Source organism: Chryseobacterium indologenes, from assembly GCA_016025055.1.
Taxonomy (GTDB): Bacteria; Bacteroidota; Bacteroidia; order Flavobacteriales; family Weeksellaceae; genus Chryseobacterium; species Chryseobacterium indologenes.
Genome location: CP065590.1, coordinates 2,885,689 through 2,901,452, shown reverse-complemented (window position 1 = coordinate 2,901,452; position 15,764 = coordinate 2,885,689). Strand labels below are relative to the sequence as shown.

Genomic DNA, 15,764 nt, shown 5'->3' with positions numbered 1-15,764 from the left:
TTATTCCATTTAAAATACCCTTTTACAGGCTTTGATTTTTTGGAAAAGTTGAAAATTGAACGTTGAAAATGAAAAACAGCTGTTTTACCAACATCATTAACCTGCCACAAATAACAGGCAGTAACAAGCAACTCACAAAGAGCAACCAGATAACCATCCACCCACAAAAACACTACACAAAATTATGTCAGCAAGTATTTCTCCCGATACATTCGGTTTTTTAAAAAAATTAAACAAAAATAATAATAGAGAATGGTTCAATGAAAACAAAAATCTCTACACAGAATCTCAGGGAAATGTGATCAGTTTTCTGGATGACCTGCTTAAAGAAATGTCATCATTCGATGCAGGGCTTGCAAAAATTGACAGTAAAAAAGCACTATTCAGAATTTACAGAGATACCAGGTTTTCAAAAGATAAAAGTCCTTATAAAACCAATTTCGGGGCTTCCCTGGGAATGGGAAAAGGAAGCCAGAAAGGAGGCTATTACCTTCATATGGAACCCGGCAAATCTTTTTTGGCCGGAGGAATTTACATGCCTGAACCTTCGGTACTGAAAGAAGTACGCAAGGAAATATCTTTGTACGGAAATGACTTTCTCAACATTTTAAATCAGAAAGATTTTAAAAAACATTTTCCTGAACTTGATCAGCAGGATAAGCTGAAAAAGATACCTCAGGGTTTTGAAAAAGAAGATCCGATGGGAGAATATCTGAAACTTAAAAATTTTATTGTTCTTTATCATCTTAAGGACGAAGAGGTCCTGGATAAAAATGCCGCCGGCAAAATGTCAAAGATATTTAAACTCATGAAACCATTTAATGATTTCCTCAACACTCCTTTTCTTTGACATTACATAAGCTTTTAGGTATACACCTTATCATTACTGCTTGTTTCAGACCCTGTGAAGAAACTATCATAGAGCAGAATAAAACCTCTAACCTGTCAAAACTCATATCTCTCAGAAATAACTCACATACACTACTTACTGACTATCAGTATTTTATATTTAACATTTTTTAAGATATATTTTACATTTTTGTTTATCTTTGCTGTTCGTCAAAAAGTCAAGGATGTCTTTATACCAAAAAATTGCAGAAAACCTACAATATATAAGTCCGAGTTTTTATAAAAAAGATACTTTAAAAGTTTAAATAATCTTAATAAGGATAATTTTTCGGCACGCAATGTAGAACCGGAACTGGTATGGATCAAAGAGTACCTTCCCAAAAATGCTGTAATACTTGATATTGGTGCGAATGTAGGAACCTTTCTTTATCAATTGGAAAACAAGCTGGATCATGAGCATATTTACGCTTTTGAGCCTAATAAAAAGCTATTCTTGCGATTAAAAAGATTATTTCCTTCCATGCGTGTACTTCCTTTGGCCCTTTCTGACGAAAATATGATGGCCGAATTTAAAGTTCCTGTCATCAATGGAAAAACAATTGCATCCCGTGGGACCTTAAACACTTCTTACAAAGAAAAAGGTGAAGAAAAAAGCTACACCGAGCAAGTAAAGGTGATTAAACTCGATGACTGGGCAGCTTTGGAGCATTTCAACAGACTTGATTTTATTAAAATTGATGTTGAAGGAAATGAGATCAAGACCCTTTCCGGAGCCAGGGAAACCATAAGACAGTTCCTTCCTACCTTAATGGTTGAAATGGAACAAAGACACCACCAAACACCTATATGGAACGAGATATCTGAAGTAAAAAGCTGGGGATATGAGGCGAAATACCTTAACAGGAACAGCTTCACCCTGGAAACACTTACGGAGGAAATCATATCACAAAATACAAACGACGAAAAAAATAAAACTCAGTACATCAACAATATTATTTTTATACCTAGAAACCCTTAAAATAACTTTATGAGTGTAGTAGCGAGACAAGGCTTCAAATATTCCATTATCGGCTATATTGGTTTTTTGCTGGGCACAGTTTCCGCAATTTTCATTTTCCCGAATGATTTTGAATTTTATGGAAAACTTCGCTATATCCTTCCTACTGCTGAAATGCTGGTACCCTTTGTGGTATTGGGAATCTCTTATTCTAACGTAAAATTCTTTCATACGGTAGAAAAGGACGGTAAGAAACAAAATATGCTGTCGCTGTCATTGCTGACCGTTTTTATCAATTTTCTGATCTTCACGGCTGTTTTTTTTATCCTGCCTTATTTTTACCCTAAATTCAAACATTCAGAAGCATGGAAGATCAAAGAAATGATTCTTCCATTAATTTTAATTCTTTCTTTCTGCGCTATTTTTAACAAGTATACTTCGAACTATAAAAGAATTGTTGTTTCCAATATTTTTGACAATCTGTTTCCGAAAATAGCTAACCTCGGGGCATTTTGCCTTTTTTATTATTTTGCGTTATCACAGAAAATAGCCTTTGCTTTCTTTTTCGGAATATTTACCCTGATGCTTTTCGGATATATTTATTACACCAATAAGCTTGAAAAGATACAGCTGGATTTTAATACCGATTACTTCAAAAAGAATAATTTCTGGAAAGAATTTTTCAATTACAGCTTTTTTGGATTCCTGGGGACTTTCGGAAATTATCTGGCTATCAACAGTTTTATGATCGGAGAGTTTATGGGAATGGAAGAGGTAGGAATCTATTCTGTGCTATACGCCCTGATTTCCCTGATCTCTATCCCACAACTTGGATTATTTAATATTTCCGCTCCTATTATCAACAAGACCCTTGCTGACGGAGATATGGAAGAACTTGACAGATTCCACAAAAAAACATCTTTATCATTATACTTTTTGGGAGCTGTATTATTCTCATGTATCATGGTTGGATTTCCTTATCTGACGCAATTTATGCCGAAAAACGGAACGATGCTGAGAGAATATGAGCCTGTAGTCTGGATCTGGGGATCTGCGGTTCTGATAGATCTTGCCACCGGCTTCAACGGGAATATCATCTCACTCTCAAAATACTACCGTTTCAATATCCTGGTGATGCTTTTATTAGCCGGATTAACGATTGGGTTAAACTATTACTTCATCAAGAATACCCCATTAAAGCTTATCGGAATCGCTTTGTCTACTGCTATTTCATTATCGATCTACAATATTATCAAAATTGTTTTCAATTACATTGTATTCAAGGTTTCTCCTTTGAGTATTGAAATGATCTTTGTTTCGATCATCTGTACCTTAGCGATTACCGTTGCGATCGTACTTCCGAATTTTAGCAGCAACCTGATCAACATGATATACAAGCCTTCAGTTGTTTTGCTGCTGATCTACATCGGAAATTATTTCACAAAGATATTCCCGCTGGAAGATTACCTCAACATGAGATTTATTAAGAGTATTTTTAAATTTTAAAAAGGAAATGAAAGGCTGATTTTTTGCCTTAATCAGAGGAAATAAATTGGTCTAAAACCTGTTTCAGTTTTTTCTGAACCTGTGCTTTACTGTAATTTTTCTGAAAATCATATGTCTTTTCCGAAAGCTCTTCAAGCTGGTCAAAAATGTTTTCTTTTTCAGGAATGATAAACTCCAGCGTTGAAGGATAGTTTTTAGGGAATACAGCAAGTTTGCCGTATCCGATCGCATCTCCAAGATTTCCTGTCATTTTGGTCACACCGTATTTTTCATTGACACTGAAAAATTCTGTTTCCTGTTGGATGGGACACCAAAGAACATCAGCTTTCTGCATCCATTTTTCAAATTCTTGTGAGGAAACTCTTTCAGAAAAGCAGGTGATCACAATATTTTCCGGCGCTTTTTCAGAAAGGCTCTTCAATTGTTTCAATTCGTTGCCTTTTGCCTTTCCCAGAAATACAAATTCACCATACGCATCCGGTTTTAATTCCTGAATTGTTTTAAAAATATAATGATAATCCCTCCTCTTCTGGGAAACCCCTCCCGGAATAACAATAACCGGTTTTTTATTTTCGGGCTTCTCAAAATCTTTTGTATAAAAAATGGGAAGAAATTGATATCTGTCTGAGCTTAATGCTTCATCCAGCACCAAACGGGAAGCAGATTTCCGGTATACCGCTGAAGAATAAAACAACCCTTCTTTCAACAATAATTTTAACCTGTAAATGATATCTCCTTTAAAAATACTTTTTGTAAGATCCCATTTTGAGGTTTTGCTAAAATTAAGATTATGGGTAATAACAGCAGTATTGTATTTTTTTGTAATTGCTAAAAAGGTATTGAAAAAACGATGAACTGTACCTACAATCACCAGATCATAGTTTTTGCCTTTCAATTGATCCAAAATCATAGAACTGTCAGATAAAAATACAGGCTCATCTTTGTGACTGACCTGATCTTTAATTTTTTTTGAAAAATAATAGTCTACATCAAAGTCTCCGGCACCTTTCATAATATTCATGAAAGCCTGTGCGATCTCAGCATGAGTGTCTATTTCTATGTAAGCTATTTTCTTCACTGATTAATTGAGATTAAAATCTTTATTTCGGCTAATTTCGACTTAGTTTTTGATTTATGAAACAAGCTTTCCTTTTTATCGATACTTATAGTATTCCTTGATCATCGTCATCACATCTTCAGCCACTTCTTCTTCAACATTTTCCAGCGCTGGTCGTTGATTACTTTCTGTTCTTCTTTTGTAATCTTCAGTTCCAGTTTTTTTGACCGGCAGTTTTCATAAGATCTGACAATATCAAAAAAGAATGAAGGGGATTTACTTTTCATCGCCTCTTTCGAAGAAGCAATATAAGCAAGGAACCGGTTTAATCCTAAGAAATAAAAATACCTGCCGTAATAATCTGCAGGCCTTATGGTATAGTCCGCTCCTTTTACTTTAATTAATTTTACATGAAGTTCCGGTAAGACCACTTCTTTCCAACCGAGATTCTCAAGGAGAATGGCATCAATATTATCCCATCCCAGCGTTTCTCTTAAGCCGCCCATATGCACAAAACACTCCTTTTTGTAAGCTTTCATGGGGCCTCTTACATGATGTTTATTAGAATTTCCTTCATATATCCAGCTTCCGCCCTTCTCTACATACAACAATCCTCCTACAAGTCCGTACTCAGGATTTTTTACAAAGGTGTCTGCTACTGTTTCCAAATAATTTTCAGGTAAGATAATATCTGCATCAAATTTACAGATGACGTCAAATTTATCCAAAACTTGGGTCTGCAATCCGTTTTTAAAGGCATGTACAACCTTTGAGCCGGGTTGGTGCTCAGATTTTTGCAGATTCACCGTTTCGAAACGAAAATCAGTCCCGGTATATTTCCTGATTACTTCGGAAGTCTTATCTGTAGAACCGTCATTGACAACGATTACTTTAAAATCTTTACAGGTTTGTTGTAATAAAGAATCCAGAGTAAATGAGAGGTTCTGTTCTTCATTATGGGCCGGAATTATGATTAAAAACCTCACGAATTAATTTATAAATGGTGAATGATAAGTGATAAATGATAGTACCCTTTCATTTATCACTTATTGTTTTATATTACTTATTATGCGGTTTCAGCATATTTTTAGGATCCAGAATTTCATCCAGTTTTTCCTGAGAAAGAACTCCTTTTTCCAATACAAGATTGTAAACGCTTTTTCCTGTTTCCAGGGCCTCTTTGGCAATCTCTGTCGATTTTTTATAGCCGATGTAAGGATTAAGGGCTGTTACAATACCAATACTGTGTTTTACCATATTCAGGCACACTTCTTTGTTGGCAGTAATTCCTACTACACATTTATCACGCAGGGTATCCAGAGCATTGCAAAGGAAATTGATATTTTCCATGATTGCATGAGAAAGTACCGGCTCCATTACGTTAAGCTGCAACTGTCCTGCTTCTGCAGCAAAAGTCACGGTAAGGTCATTTCCGATGACTTTAAAACAAACCTGGTTGACCACTTCAGGAATTACGGGGTTTACTTTCCCTGGCATGATGGAAGATCCCGGCTGCATCGGAGGAAGGTTAATCTCAAAAAGACCTGCTCTTGGTCCTGAAGAAAGTAATCTCAAATCATTACAGATTTTGGATAGTTTTACGGCAAGACGTTTTGTTGCTGAAGAATAGATCACATAAGATCCTGTATCAGGCGTAGCTTCCACTAAATCCGGTGCGGAAATAATAGGAAAACCTGTAATCTGGGCTAAGTTTTTCGCACAAAGAGTCGCATAGCCTACCGGAGCATTCAATCCTGTACCGATGGCTGTTGCTCCCATATTTACTTCTACAAACAGGCTTGCATTATTATTTAATTTAGAAATATCTTCTTCTAAAGTAGCTGCATAAGCTTCAAATTCCTGCCCCAATGTCATCGGAACAGCATCCTGAAGCTGAGTACGTCCCATTTTTATGACATCCTGAAACTCCACTCCTTTGGCACGGAATGCATCTACGATTTTTTCAAGTCTTTCCACTAAACCGATATTCATCTGCAATAGTCCCATTTTGATCGCAGTAGGATATGCATCATTGGTTGACTGTGAAAGATTGATATGGTCGTTAGGTGAGCAGAATTCGTATTCTCCTTTATTTTTTCCTAGTTTTTCTAATACGATATTGGCAATAACTTCATTCGCATTCATATTGATTGAAGTACCTGCCCCACCCTGGATCATATCTACCGGAAACTGTTCGTGATATTTTCCGGCAATAAGCTCGTCACAAGCTTCTGCTATTTTAAAATAAAGGTTCTCATCAAGAAGCCCCAATTCATAGTTTGTTTTTGCGGCAGCTTTTTTTACAAAAGCCAACCCTTTGATAAAATCCGGGTATGAAGACAACAGCTGCCCCGAAATTTTAAAATTGTTGATCGCTCTTTGCGTCTGCACCCCATAATAAGCGTCTATTGGAACGTTCAGTTCCCCTAAAAGATCACTTTCTTTTCTGAAATTTTCCATTACAGATATTTTACTGTTTTTGATGGCATAAAGGTAGCAAAAACGCATCTAAACGATGCGTTTTAATTTGATTTATTTTACCGGATATTTTTGGTTTAAAGATTGAAGTATTGCCCATGTTTCGGCATCCATAATTCCATCATAATTTTGCGGACGGTAATGATACTGGAAAGCTTCAATAGTCTTCTTCGTAGCATCATCCCATTTCCCACTCGGTTCTATCCCATATCCGAATTTCTGCAATGCCGTCTGGATAAGGAAGATAAATGAAGAATCATTGTATCTGGCAGGTAACTCTTCCTCCGCAAGATCAAAATAAGTTTGTTTGGCAGCTTCATCATACCACATTCCCAGCTGATACTGGTCGTATAGTCTTTTCCATGGGAACATTGGCCCTGGATCCTGTTTCCTTGTCGGTGCAATATCAGCATGTGCCAAAACATTTGTTGCCGGGATCTGATACCTTGTCGCAATATCCTTTGCCAATGCAGCTACTTTCCTTATTTGCTCATCACTGAAAGGTGCAAATATTCTTTTACCGCTGGCATCTGTAGAATAGCCTGCATTTACAATTTCAATTCCGATGGAGGTATCATTAAGGTTTTTATCATTTCTCCAGGAGCTTACACCGGCATGATAAGAACGTTTGTTTTCATCTACAAGCTGATAAATCTCGTTATCACCGGTATTGTTTACCAGGTAATGTGAACTTACCGCTTGCTGGGTAAGAACCATAACCGATTTATCATCAGGAAGTGCGGTGTAATGTAAAATCAGATAACGCTGTCTGAAGTTTTGTGCAATAGCCGGAAAATAGGTTTTCACTACTTTATACCCTATAGGTTTTGCCGTTACGATTGAACCATAACTTGCGGTATTGTCATTTTTTGTTGGGTCTGCTATATTAGTCGTAAAAAAATCTACTCCATGCTCCGAGACAACTTTGGGTTTATTGCCTTCGGGAGTCTGTGTTTTAACGACCGGTTTTGGCTGTACCACGGGGGTTTTCGGTTTGTATGTATTTTTTTTTACATTTTGTTGGGAAGTACACGAAAAAACGAATGTGCTTAATCCGATGATATATAATGTCTTACGCATCAGTTTGGTTTTTGAATGATTTATTACCTCAAAAATACACAAATTTTTCTTGAATTTTATTTGGTAAATAAAGAAATCTATTCTATATTTGCACTCGCAATAACGGAACAACGATCATTAAAAAATAAACAAAAAGGAGGGTTGCCAGAGTGGTTAATGGAGCAGTTTGCTAAACTGTCGACGCTGAAAGTGTCGCAAGGGTTCGAATCCCTTACCCTCCGCACTCTATATATTTCGGGGCGTAGCGTAGTCCGGTCATCGCGCCTGGTTTGGGACCAGGAGGTCGCAGGTTCGAATCCTGCCGCCCCGACTTTTTTTAATGCGCTTATTTAACTAAGCGAGAATCAACTTCTAAGGGTGCGTAGCTCAGCTGGATAGAGCATCTGCCTTCTAAGCAGACGGTCAAAGGTTCGAATCCTTTCGCGCTCACAAAAAATCTCATCATTTCTATGGTGAGATTTTTTGTTTTATATTCGTTTCATGTGTTATTGTTATATTCTTTATTCAGAGTCTTTAGATAAATATTATATCGGACATTCATGTGAAGACTTGCAGGAAAGACTGAGAAAACATCTTTCAGACCACAAAGGCTTCACTGCTAAAGTTAAAGACTGGCGACTTGTTTATACGGAAGAGTTCAACTCTAAAGCTGACGCATACCACAGAGAACGGGAGATCAAAGCATGGAAAAGTAAAGTCAAAATACAAAAATTTATTTCCCAGGATTTCAAGATAGAGCATCCCGATTACAAATCGGGACGGTCAAAGGTTCGAATCCTTTCGCGCTCACAAAAAATCTCATCATTTCTATGGTGAGATTTTTTGTTTTATATTCGTTTCATGTGTTGTTGCTATATTCTTTATTCAGAGTCTTTAGATAAATATTATATCGGACATTCATGCGAAGACTTGCAGGAAAGACTGAGAAAACATCTTTCAGATCACAAAGGCTTCACTGCTAACGTTAAAGACTGGCGACTTGCTTATACGGAAGAGTTCAACTCTAAAGCTGATGCTTACCACAGAGAACGGGAGATCAAAGCATGGAAAAATAAAGTCAAAATACAAAAACTTATTTCCCAGGATTTCAAGATAGAGCATCCCGATTTGTAATCGGGACGGTCAAAGGTTCGAATCCTTTCGCGCTCACAAAAAATCTCATCATTTCTATGGTGAGATTTTTTGTTTTATATTCGTTTCATGTGTTGTTGCTATATTCTTTATTCAGAGTCTTTAGATAAATATTATATCGGACATTCATGCGAAGACTTGCAGGAAAGGCTTAGAAAAAATCTTTCAGACCACAAAGGCTTCACTGCTAACGTTAAAGACTGGCGACTTGTTTACACGGAAGAGTTCAACTCTAAAGCTGATGCATACCACAGAGAACGGGAGATCAAAGCATGGAAAAGTAAAGTCAAAATACAAAAATTTATTTCCCAGGATTTCAAGATAGAGCATCCCGATTTGTAATCGGGACGGTCAAAGGTTCGAATCCTTTCGCGCTCACAAAAAATCTCATCATTTCTATGGTGAGATTTTTTGTTTTATATTCGTTTCATGTGTTATTGCTATATTCTTTATTCAGAGTCTTTAGATAAATATTATATCGGACATTCATGTGAAGACTTGCAGGAAAGGCTTAGAAAACATCTTTCAGACCACAAAGGCTTCACTGCTAAAGTTAAAGACTGGCGACTTGTTTATACGGAAGAGTTCAACTCTAAAGCTGACGCATACCACAGAGAACGGGAGATCAAAGCATGGAAAAGTAAAGTCAAAATACAAAAACTTATTTCCCAGGATTTCAAGATAGAGCATCCCGATTTGTAATCGGGACGGTCAAAGGTTCGAATCCTTTCGCGCTCACAAAAAATCTCATCATTTCTATGGTGAGATTTTTTGTTTTATATTCGTTTCATGTGTTATTGCTATATTCTTTATTCAGAGTCTTTAGATAAATATTATATCGGACATTCATGTGAAGACTTGCAGGAAAGACTGAGAAAACAACAAGCAATACAACAATCTTAAATAGTAGCAAAATAGCTGCTATCAAATTCAAATGTCATAATTTTGTCATTCTTTATTTTAATTCAATGAAAAATTTAAACTTCATTATCGCAAGTTGTTTACTTGCTGTGACGACCTCGTGTAAGACAGTAAATCCAACATCTGCCACAACAGGTCAAAACGCTCCTTATCAAAATCTGGGACATAACGGAAAGATTTACTCTGCCTTTTATCAGCAACGAGCCGCAGAATATGAAGCGCTTTGTCTGCAAGCTTACAATATCGCTAAATTTCGTCTGGATGAAGCTCTGACACAAAAATCAGACAGGCAGCTAGCTATTGTTTCAGATATTGACGAAACTTTTCTGGACAATTCCTATTATGCCGTTGAGCGTTCAAAAATGGGAAAAAACTATGATCAGAAAACATGGGAAGAATGGACAGCAAAAGGAATTGCTACACCTCTTACAGGTGCGCAGGAATTCTATCAGTATGCAGCAAGCAAAGGCGTTCAGGTTTTTTACATTACCAATCGTGCCGAGCATGAGCGTGCAGGAACTCTGAAAAATTTAAAAAAGTATAATTTTCCTATTCAAAATGATACCAACCTTATTCTTCGGTCAAAAGAAAGCAGTAAGGAAAACCGTCGTAATGATGTTGCCAAAAATTACAATATCGTTTTACTCTTAGGAGATAATCTTTCAGACTTTGCCGCGATATTTGATAAAAAGACCGAAGCAGAAAGGTCTGCAGCAGTAAAATCTTCTGCTAAAGACTTTGGTAAAAGGTTCATTATCATCCCCAACACAGGGTATGGAGACTGGGAATCCTCATTCTACAACTATAGATACGACTACACTGATCAGAAAAAAGATTCATTGATGTATAATGCTGTGAAAAGTACTCCCTAAATTTTCGGATGCAAATTTTAGTCATATAACACATCGTATAATACCTGCAACCTCACCCATCAAGTGGTGGGGTTTTTAGGTATTCCGTCGGAACACGCCCTACTTCTTTCCGCTCATTTGACGTTACAAATATCTATTTTCTTTATTCCTGCCCTTCTATGCGTACCTTTAATTTCGTATTGATAAGGATATCACAGAATTATTTTTTTACCAACGTTTGGTTCCCTGTTACCTCATCCTTTTTTATCATATAACCATCGGCTAGGTCAAGTGTCCAGCCTTCACCTGATATTTTCTTGTCTTCTGCCTGATTCGGATTGGTGATGGAAATTTTATCCCAATTGGGGCTCGTCAGCGCTCCTTTTTCAACGGTTAGTACTCCCCATTTATCCGTAACTCTGATTACAGGGTAAACCGTTCCTTTATCTTCTACCGGAATAATATTTCTTGGATCAAAAGAGACATTCATTTTCTCAAATTTTATTTCAAAATGAGGCTGCTCAATAAATTGAGATTTATACTCGGCAATCCGTTTTTTTTCTTCTCTTCCCTTATTCCTTCCTCTTTAGCAATTGATGAACCGTTATATAGCAAAGACTCTTTTTTGACAGCATTTTCTAAATCTGATGAGATACTGATCTTGAATGCTTTCACAAAATAATCTGTTAAATCTGTTTTTGCCGTGATGTTTTTATTCCAGTTTTTATCTTTATCATAAAGCAAATATCCATAAACAGGAATTGTATGGTAGGCAAACGACCGGACAAATGTTGGATTATTGAAAAAGCCATTAATCCCGTCGGTTAGAAACTTTGCTGTTTCCCTTTTATTTCTGTTGCTGACAATTACGCCTGTAAACTCTGCCATTCCCTCATTTAATTCCAGAAGGTTTTCACTTAATGCAGATCCGTCATACAAGTTGTGCCGGTACTTTCTAAAAGACAGCGCACGGGTAAGATGTTCCTTTAATTCATTATCTGAGACTGATTGAATAGCTTTTTTCAGTGCCTCAAGTTCTAACCGGAGATACATTCTACCATCTCTTTGATCCAGATGGTTATTTTCTTTATTGTTAAGTTCAAATCCTAATAACGGCTGTATACGGTGGAATGATTCATGAGCCAGTAAGCCTATCCTCTTTTGCTTATTTTCAGGAAGCGGCAACATAATCATTGCCCATCTTTTTCCCTTCCAATTGATCGCTGTATTGGCAATATTAATGTTTAAAGGTAAAATCCCCGTATATACATCAGCACTTAATTGTAGTAACCCTTCTGCATCCTTTTCGTTTGCGAAAATATCTCTGGTTTTTGGATCAATAAAAAGAACCGGACCGTATAATGCTTCATTCCATAACGAAGCACTTTTCTGAGAAGCTGTTTTAAGTTCATTAAAAAAAACGGAAATGCTATCATGTGAAATTCGCGGGCTTTGTCCGTTTATCGAGTAAAAAAATAAAGAAAAACACAGGATCGTAAATTTGCTTGCCCTCATAATTAATTAGTTTATTCATCATATTTCCCTGTTAAGACTAAAGGAAATGTGAATGTTACAAATATAACAAATTACGTTATTGAAAATGACAAAGAAGAAACCTAAAATATTCATTTAAAGATCTCCTGTGCTAAGCTTCTTTGAGTTTCCATTGAGTTTTGGATGCTTCATATTTTTTATTTTTGTACTCTTCACGTTTCATTTTTCTGTATTCCCAGGGAGATATGGCATGCACATCCTGCCAAAGTCCTGTCTTATTACGTTGAGCGTTTTCCTGTAATTTCCCCAAAGAAAGATCTTTAGAATAAGGATAATACCACCATCCCATTCCGGCCTTTATCAATTCCTTGGAAAGGTATTTATCCTGGTCATAGTATACCTTGGCGATAGAGCGCCCATAACGGTCTGTAGTGGTTTCGATAAAAGTGACCGTCTTACCGAAAACCTGATTTGAAGTAAACTGTTTGGCATTTTTTCCGAACGGCTGGCCTTTTTCAGGACAATCTACTTCCGCAAGTCTTAATTTTTTTTGTTGTTTTCCGTCTATAAGTACGGTAATGGTATCTCCATCTGAAATTTTTATTACCCTTCCACTGTTTTGAGAAAATATCAGTAATGGGAAAAATAAACTCACTAGCATTAATCGTTTCATGGGGTAAAGATAGGAATTAGTACTTTTTGTAAGGATAAAAACCTTTTATTTTGCGATGTTTTGTTGACGTCCACTTGTATTCTATCTGAATTTTACTGTTTTATTTATACCTTAAAAGTCAGGAACCTTGTAAAATGAAGATAATCATCAAAAAAATGGGTGTCTATTTTATACCGCGATAAGTCAATGGTTATTAACAGGGTAAAGGTAAGAACTGCGTTATCTCAAAAAATTAATTGAAAATTATCGTAAATTTTATTTTTTTATTTCAAAAAGTATTGTACCTTTGCAACCGCAAAAACGAAGTAAAATTCGTTATTGATGACCATTAATCGGGGCGTAGCGTAGTCCGGTCATCGCGCCTGGTTTGGGACCAGGAGGTCGCAGGTTCGAATCCTGCCGCCCCGACTTTTTTTAGGGTGCGTAGCTCAGCTGGATAGAGCATCTGCCTTCTAAGCAGACGGTCAAAGGTTCGAATCCTTTCGCGCTCACTACAAGCTCACAACTTATTGTGAGTTTTCTTTTTCAAAAAAGCTTTGTATCTTTGCCATAGCAAAATCAAAGTTGATAAGATGACCACCAATCGGGGCGTAGCGTAGTCCGGTCATCGCGCCTGGTTTGGGACCAGGAGGTCGCAGGTTCGAATCCTGCCGCCCCGACTTTTTTTAGGGTGCGTAGCTCAGCTGGATAGAGCATCTGCCTTCTAAGCAGACGGTCAAAGGTTCGAATCCTTTCGCGCTCACTTTTAAGACTCTCAATTATGAGGGTCTTTTTTTGTGTTATATTTTTAATAGCAATACCTCAACAAGGATAGAGCATCCCGATCAAAAATCGGGACGGTCAAAGGTTCGAATCCTTTCGCGATCACTTCTAAGACTCTCAATTATGAGGGTCTTTTTTTGTGGTATATTTTTAATAGCAATACCTCAACAAGGATAGAGCATCACGATACAGATCGGGACGGTCAAAGGTTCGAATCCTTTCGCGATCACTTCTAAGACTCTCAATTATGAGGGTCTTTTTTTGTGTTATATTTTTAATAGCAATACCTCAACAAGGATAGAGCATCCCGATACATAACCTGAGTTATTAATGGCCTAATTCATTATACGGTTACATGTTTTAGAAAGGACTCATGAGGTATATTTCCTATGCTTATTTTTATGGAAGATTAAAATTTAAAGTAACATTAAATGTATTATTACTTTTATAACTACCTTTAAATTAATATATAAGCATTTCAATAATTTTAAAAGATTTTAAATTATGTGGTGGGTATACGCAATTCTCTCGGCTTTTTTTGCTTCATTAACCGCAATTTTTGCTAAAATTGGAATCACCGGGGTTAATTCAAATCTGGCTACCGCGATCAGAAGCATCATCATTTTATTTGTTGCATGGGGAATCGTTCTGGCTCGTAGCGAATACAAGGGAATTCCGGCCCTCTCGCGTCACAACATGATTTATATTGTAATTTCAGGACTGGCAACAGGCCTTTCCTGGATATTTTATTTTAAAGCACTTCAAACCGGCAAAGTAACTCAGGTAGCTCCTGTTGATAAATTGAGTGTTGCCCTGACTATTTTCTTATCTGTCATTTTCCTTGGTGAATCTCTGACGATAAAAACAGTTATCGGCGCTTTACTGATTATTGCAGGAACTGTGATGTTAATCTTTGAATAATATTTTGCAAGCCGATATCCTCAACACTTCATTCAATGAAAACTACGTTTCACCTCCTTATTTTGTTGAATCAACTTAACTTTTACCTTTACTGGCGAGAATTCATCTTACATTTACATGGTAAACAAAAATAGACCATTAAAAAGTTAGTTTAATTAATTTAATGAAACATTGGTTAAGGATCAATAAAAATCTTTTTTGTGCTTCTTAAGCTCCTTGTAGCCATTCATTATGGCTAATCTATACACTTAATCAAGTTTGGTAGGATTGGTTCGTTCCAGTCCTATTTTTTATGATAACACCAAATTGATGTTTTTTATCAGAACTTAAATTCATCTATGGACGAATCATTCAGTAAAATTTTTGTACAAATGTCATGATTTTTGGCGGCTCCCTGTACACGCCATATGATAGTATATTTTTCTCCGTTTCTCATCTGTTTTCCTCTCATTGATTTCAGATTGTGCTCTTTAAAGAGATTTTCATATTTTTCCCTTACACCGTCCTCATAGGAAAGAGTCATCTGATAGGTATAACGGGTACTGATTTTATCGATCACATCCTGAATATATTTAAACATAATCAACAGTAAGAATACGACAACAGAACCTACTGTAGCCTCCTGATAATATCCGGCTCCGATAGTCATACCCAATGCGGCACATATCCAGATGGTAACAGCTGTGGTAAGGCCCGAAACTCTGTTTTCCTCTTTAAAAATCACTCCTGCTCCTACAAAACCAATTCCTGTAATAATGTTCGCAGCTATCCGATCCGGACTGCCTGATCCACCCAGGTTCTGGGAAAGCATAGTAAAAATACAAGCTCCCAGCGTTACCAGTATCATCGTTCGTAGTCCTGCGGACTTCAGCTGGTATTCTCTTTCAATGCCTATAATACCGCCTACCATCACTGAAAAAAGAATCGGAAGTATATCATCAAGTAAATCCATTTGCGTACTTATTTTGTCAGTATAAATGTATTTGATTTTTTCCAGGTACCCAAGAGGTGTTTTTGCTTCTTGACGGAACATAAAAATAAAAA

The 15,764-nt window shown here is 36.7% G+C and carries 13 protein-coding genes, 11 tRNA genes and 5 pseudogenes; 21 read left to right on the top strand and 8 right to left on the bottom strand.

Annotated elements, in window-relative coordinates; all coding sequences use genetic code 11:
- Positions 1-184 precede the first annotated feature (184 nt).
- The 3 genes and pseudogenes from H3Z85_13355 to H3Z85_13345 all read left to right on the top strand — a co-directional run bounded on the left by H3Z85_13355 (position 185) and on the right by H3Z85_13345 (position 3,352).
- On the top strand, positions 185-850 hold the full coding sequence (locus H3Z85_13355) for a DUF2461 domain-containing protein (protein QPQ50459.1): 666 nt from the start codon (positions 185-187) through the stop codon (positions 848-850).
- A gap of 223 nt (positions 851-1,073) precedes the next feature.
- Positions 1,074-1,867, top strand: a pseudogene (locus H3Z85_13350) (FkbM family methyltransferase).
- 9 nt (positions 1,868-1,876) lie between these two features.
- On the top strand, positions 1,877-3,352 hold the full coding sequence (locus H3Z85_13345) for a lipopolysaccharide biosynthesis protein (protein ID QPQ50458.1): 1,476 nt from the start codon (positions 1,877-1,879) through the stop codon (positions 3,350-3,352).
- A gap of 28 nt (positions 3,353-3,380) precedes the next feature.
- Here the strand turns inward: H3Z85_13345 and H3Z85_13340 are convergent, their stop codons facing one another.
- The 4 genes from H3Z85_13340 to H3Z85_13325 all read right to left on the bottom strand — a co-directional run bounded on the left by H3Z85_13340 (position 3,381) and on the right by H3Z85_13325 (position 7,967).
- A complete protein-coding gene (locus tag H3Z85_13340; GenBank protein QPQ50457.1) occupies positions 3,381-4,430 on the bottom strand; it encodes a hypothetical protein in 1,050 nt (349 codons plus the stop codon).
- A 110-nt stretch (positions 4,431-4,540) separates the two neighbouring features.
- A complete protein-coding gene (locus H3Z85_13335) occupies positions 4,541-5,395 on the bottom strand; it encodes a glycosyltransferase (GenBank protein ID QPQ50456.1) in 855 nt (284 codons plus the stop codon).
- Between the two features lie 73 nt (positions 5,396-5,468).
- Positions 5,469-6,869, bottom strand: a complete 1,401-nt coding sequence (gene aspA / locus H3Z85_13330; protein QPQ50455.1) for an aspartate ammonia-lyase — start codon at positions 6,867-6,869, stop codon at positions 5,469-5,471.
- Positions 6,870-6,941: 72 nt separating this feature from the next.
- Positions 6,942-7,967 carry an N-acetylmuramoyl-L-alanine amidase gene (locus H3Z85_13325; protein ID QPQ50454.1) on the bottom strand — a complete coding sequence of 342 codons (1,026 nt, stop codon included), beginning with the start codon at positions 7,965-7,967 and terminating at the stop codon, positions 6,942-6,944.
- Positions 7,968-8,102: 135 nt separating this feature from the next.
- Here H3Z85_13325 and H3Z85_13320 point away from each other — a divergent pair.
- The 13 genes and pseudogenes from H3Z85_13320 to H3Z85_13260 all read left to right on the top strand — a co-directional run bounded on the left by H3Z85_13320 (position 8,103) and on the right by H3Z85_13260 (position 10,891).
- A tRNA-Ser gene (locus H3Z85_13320) sits at positions 8,103-8,188 on the top strand.
- A 14-nt stretch (positions 8,189-8,202) separates the two neighbouring features.
- Positions 8,203-8,277: transfer RNA gene (locus H3Z85_13315), tRNA-Pro, on the top strand.
- A gap of 45 nt (positions 8,278-8,322) precedes the next feature.
- A tRNA-Arg gene (locus H3Z85_13310) sits at positions 8,323-8,396 on the top strand.
- A 51-nt stretch (positions 8,397-8,447) separates the two neighbouring features.
- Positions 8,448-8,684 (top strand): annotated as a pseudogene (locus tag H3Z85_13305) (GIY-YIG nuclease family protein).
- Positions 8,638-8,756, top strand: a tRNA-Cys gene (locus tag H3Z85_13300). The pseudogene H3Z85_13305 and the gene H3Z85_13300 overlap by 47 nt, the downstream one beginning before the upstream one ends.
- A gap of 51 nt (positions 8,757-8,807) precedes the next feature.
- Positions 8,808-9,044 (top strand): annotated as a pseudogene (locus tag H3Z85_13295) (GIY-YIG nuclease family protein).
- A tRNA-Thr gene (locus tag H3Z85_13290) sits at positions 8,998-9,116 on the top strand. The pseudogene H3Z85_13295 and the gene H3Z85_13290 overlap by 47 nt, the downstream one beginning before the upstream one ends.
- A 51-nt stretch (positions 9,117-9,167) precedes the next feature.
- Positions 9,168-9,404, top strand: a pseudogene (locus H3Z85_13285) (GIY-YIG nuclease family protein).
- A tRNA-Thr gene (locus H3Z85_13280) sits at positions 9,358-9,476 on the top strand. Before H3Z85_13285 ends, H3Z85_13280 begins: the two are co-directional and overlap by 47 nt.
- Before the next feature lie 51 nt (positions 9,477-9,527).
- Positions 9,528-9,764, top strand: a pseudogene (locus H3Z85_13275) (GIY-YIG nuclease family protein).
- Positions 9,718-9,836: transfer RNA gene (locus tag H3Z85_13270), tRNA-Thr, on the top strand. The pseudogene H3Z85_13275 and the gene H3Z85_13270 overlap by 47 nt, the downstream one beginning before the upstream one ends.
- A 51-nt stretch (positions 9,837-9,887) precedes the next feature.
- A complete protein-coding gene (locus H3Z85_13265) occupies positions 9,888-10,001 on the top strand; it encodes a GIY-YIG nuclease family protein (protein ID QPQ50453.1) in 114 nt (37 codons plus the stop codon).
- 65 nt (positions 10,002-10,066) lie between these two features.
- Positions 10,067-10,891, top strand: coding sequence for a 5'-nucleotidase, lipoprotein e(P4) family (locus H3Z85_13260; GenBank protein QPQ50452.1), 825 nt, complete (start codon positions 10,067-10,069; stop codon positions 10,889-10,891).
- A gap of 199 nt (positions 10,892-11,090) precedes the next feature.
- Here the strand turns inward: H3Z85_13260 and H3Z85_13255 are convergent, their stop codons facing one another.
- From H3Z85_13255 to H3Z85_13245, 3 genes are all read right to left on the bottom strand, one after another.
- Complete coding sequence (locus tag H3Z85_13255) at positions 11,091-11,360, bottom strand: hypothetical protein (GenBank protein ID QPQ50451.1); 270 nt, start codon at positions 11,358-11,360, stop codon at positions 11,091-11,093.
- An 11-nt stretch (positions 11,361-11,371) separates the two neighbouring features.
- The gene (locus tag H3Z85_13250; GenBank protein QPQ50450.1) at positions 11,372-12,385 is read right to left on the bottom strand and encodes a hypothetical protein; all 1,014 of its coding nucleotides are present in this window, start codon (positions 12,383-12,385) and stop codon (positions 11,372-11,374) included.
- Between the two features lie 130 nt (positions 12,386-12,515).
- Positions 12,516-13,037 carry a thermonuclease family protein gene (locus tag H3Z85_13245; GenBank protein QPQ50449.1) on the bottom strand — a complete coding sequence of 174 codons (522 nt, stop codon included), beginning with the start codon at positions 13,035-13,037 and terminating at the stop codon, positions 12,516-12,518.
- 333 nt (positions 13,038-13,370) lie between these two features.
- Here H3Z85_13245 and H3Z85_13240 point away from each other — a divergent pair.
- The 5 genes from H3Z85_13240 (at position 13,371) to H3Z85_13220 (ending at position 14,720) form a co-directional block, all read left to right on the top strand.
- Positions 13,371-13,445 (top strand) — tRNA-Pro (locus H3Z85_13240).
- 9 nt (positions 13,446-13,454) lie between these two features.
- A tRNA-Arg gene (locus H3Z85_13235) sits at positions 13,455-13,528 on the top strand.
- 93 nt (positions 13,529-13,621) lie between these two features.
- Positions 13,622-13,696, top strand: a tRNA-Pro gene (locus H3Z85_13230).
- A gap of 9 nt (positions 13,697-13,705) precedes the next feature.
- Positions 13,706-13,779, top strand: a tRNA-Arg gene (locus H3Z85_13225).
- A gap of 524 nt (positions 13,780-14,303) precedes the next feature.
- The gene (locus H3Z85_13220) at positions 14,304-14,720 is read left to right on the top strand and encodes an EamA family transporter (GenBank protein ID QPQ50448.1); all 417 of its coding nucleotides are present in this window, start codon (positions 14,304-14,306) and stop codon (positions 14,718-14,720) included.
- A 319-nt stretch (positions 14,721-15,039) separates the two neighbouring features.
- Here H3Z85_13220 and H3Z85_13215 read toward each other — a convergent pair whose 3' ends face one another.
- Complete coding sequence (locus H3Z85_13215) at positions 15,040-15,672, bottom strand: MgtC/SapB family protein (protein ID QPQ50447.1); 633 nt, start codon at positions 15,670-15,672, stop codon at positions 15,040-15,042.
- Between the last annotated feature and the right edge of the window lie 92 nt (positions 15,673-15,764).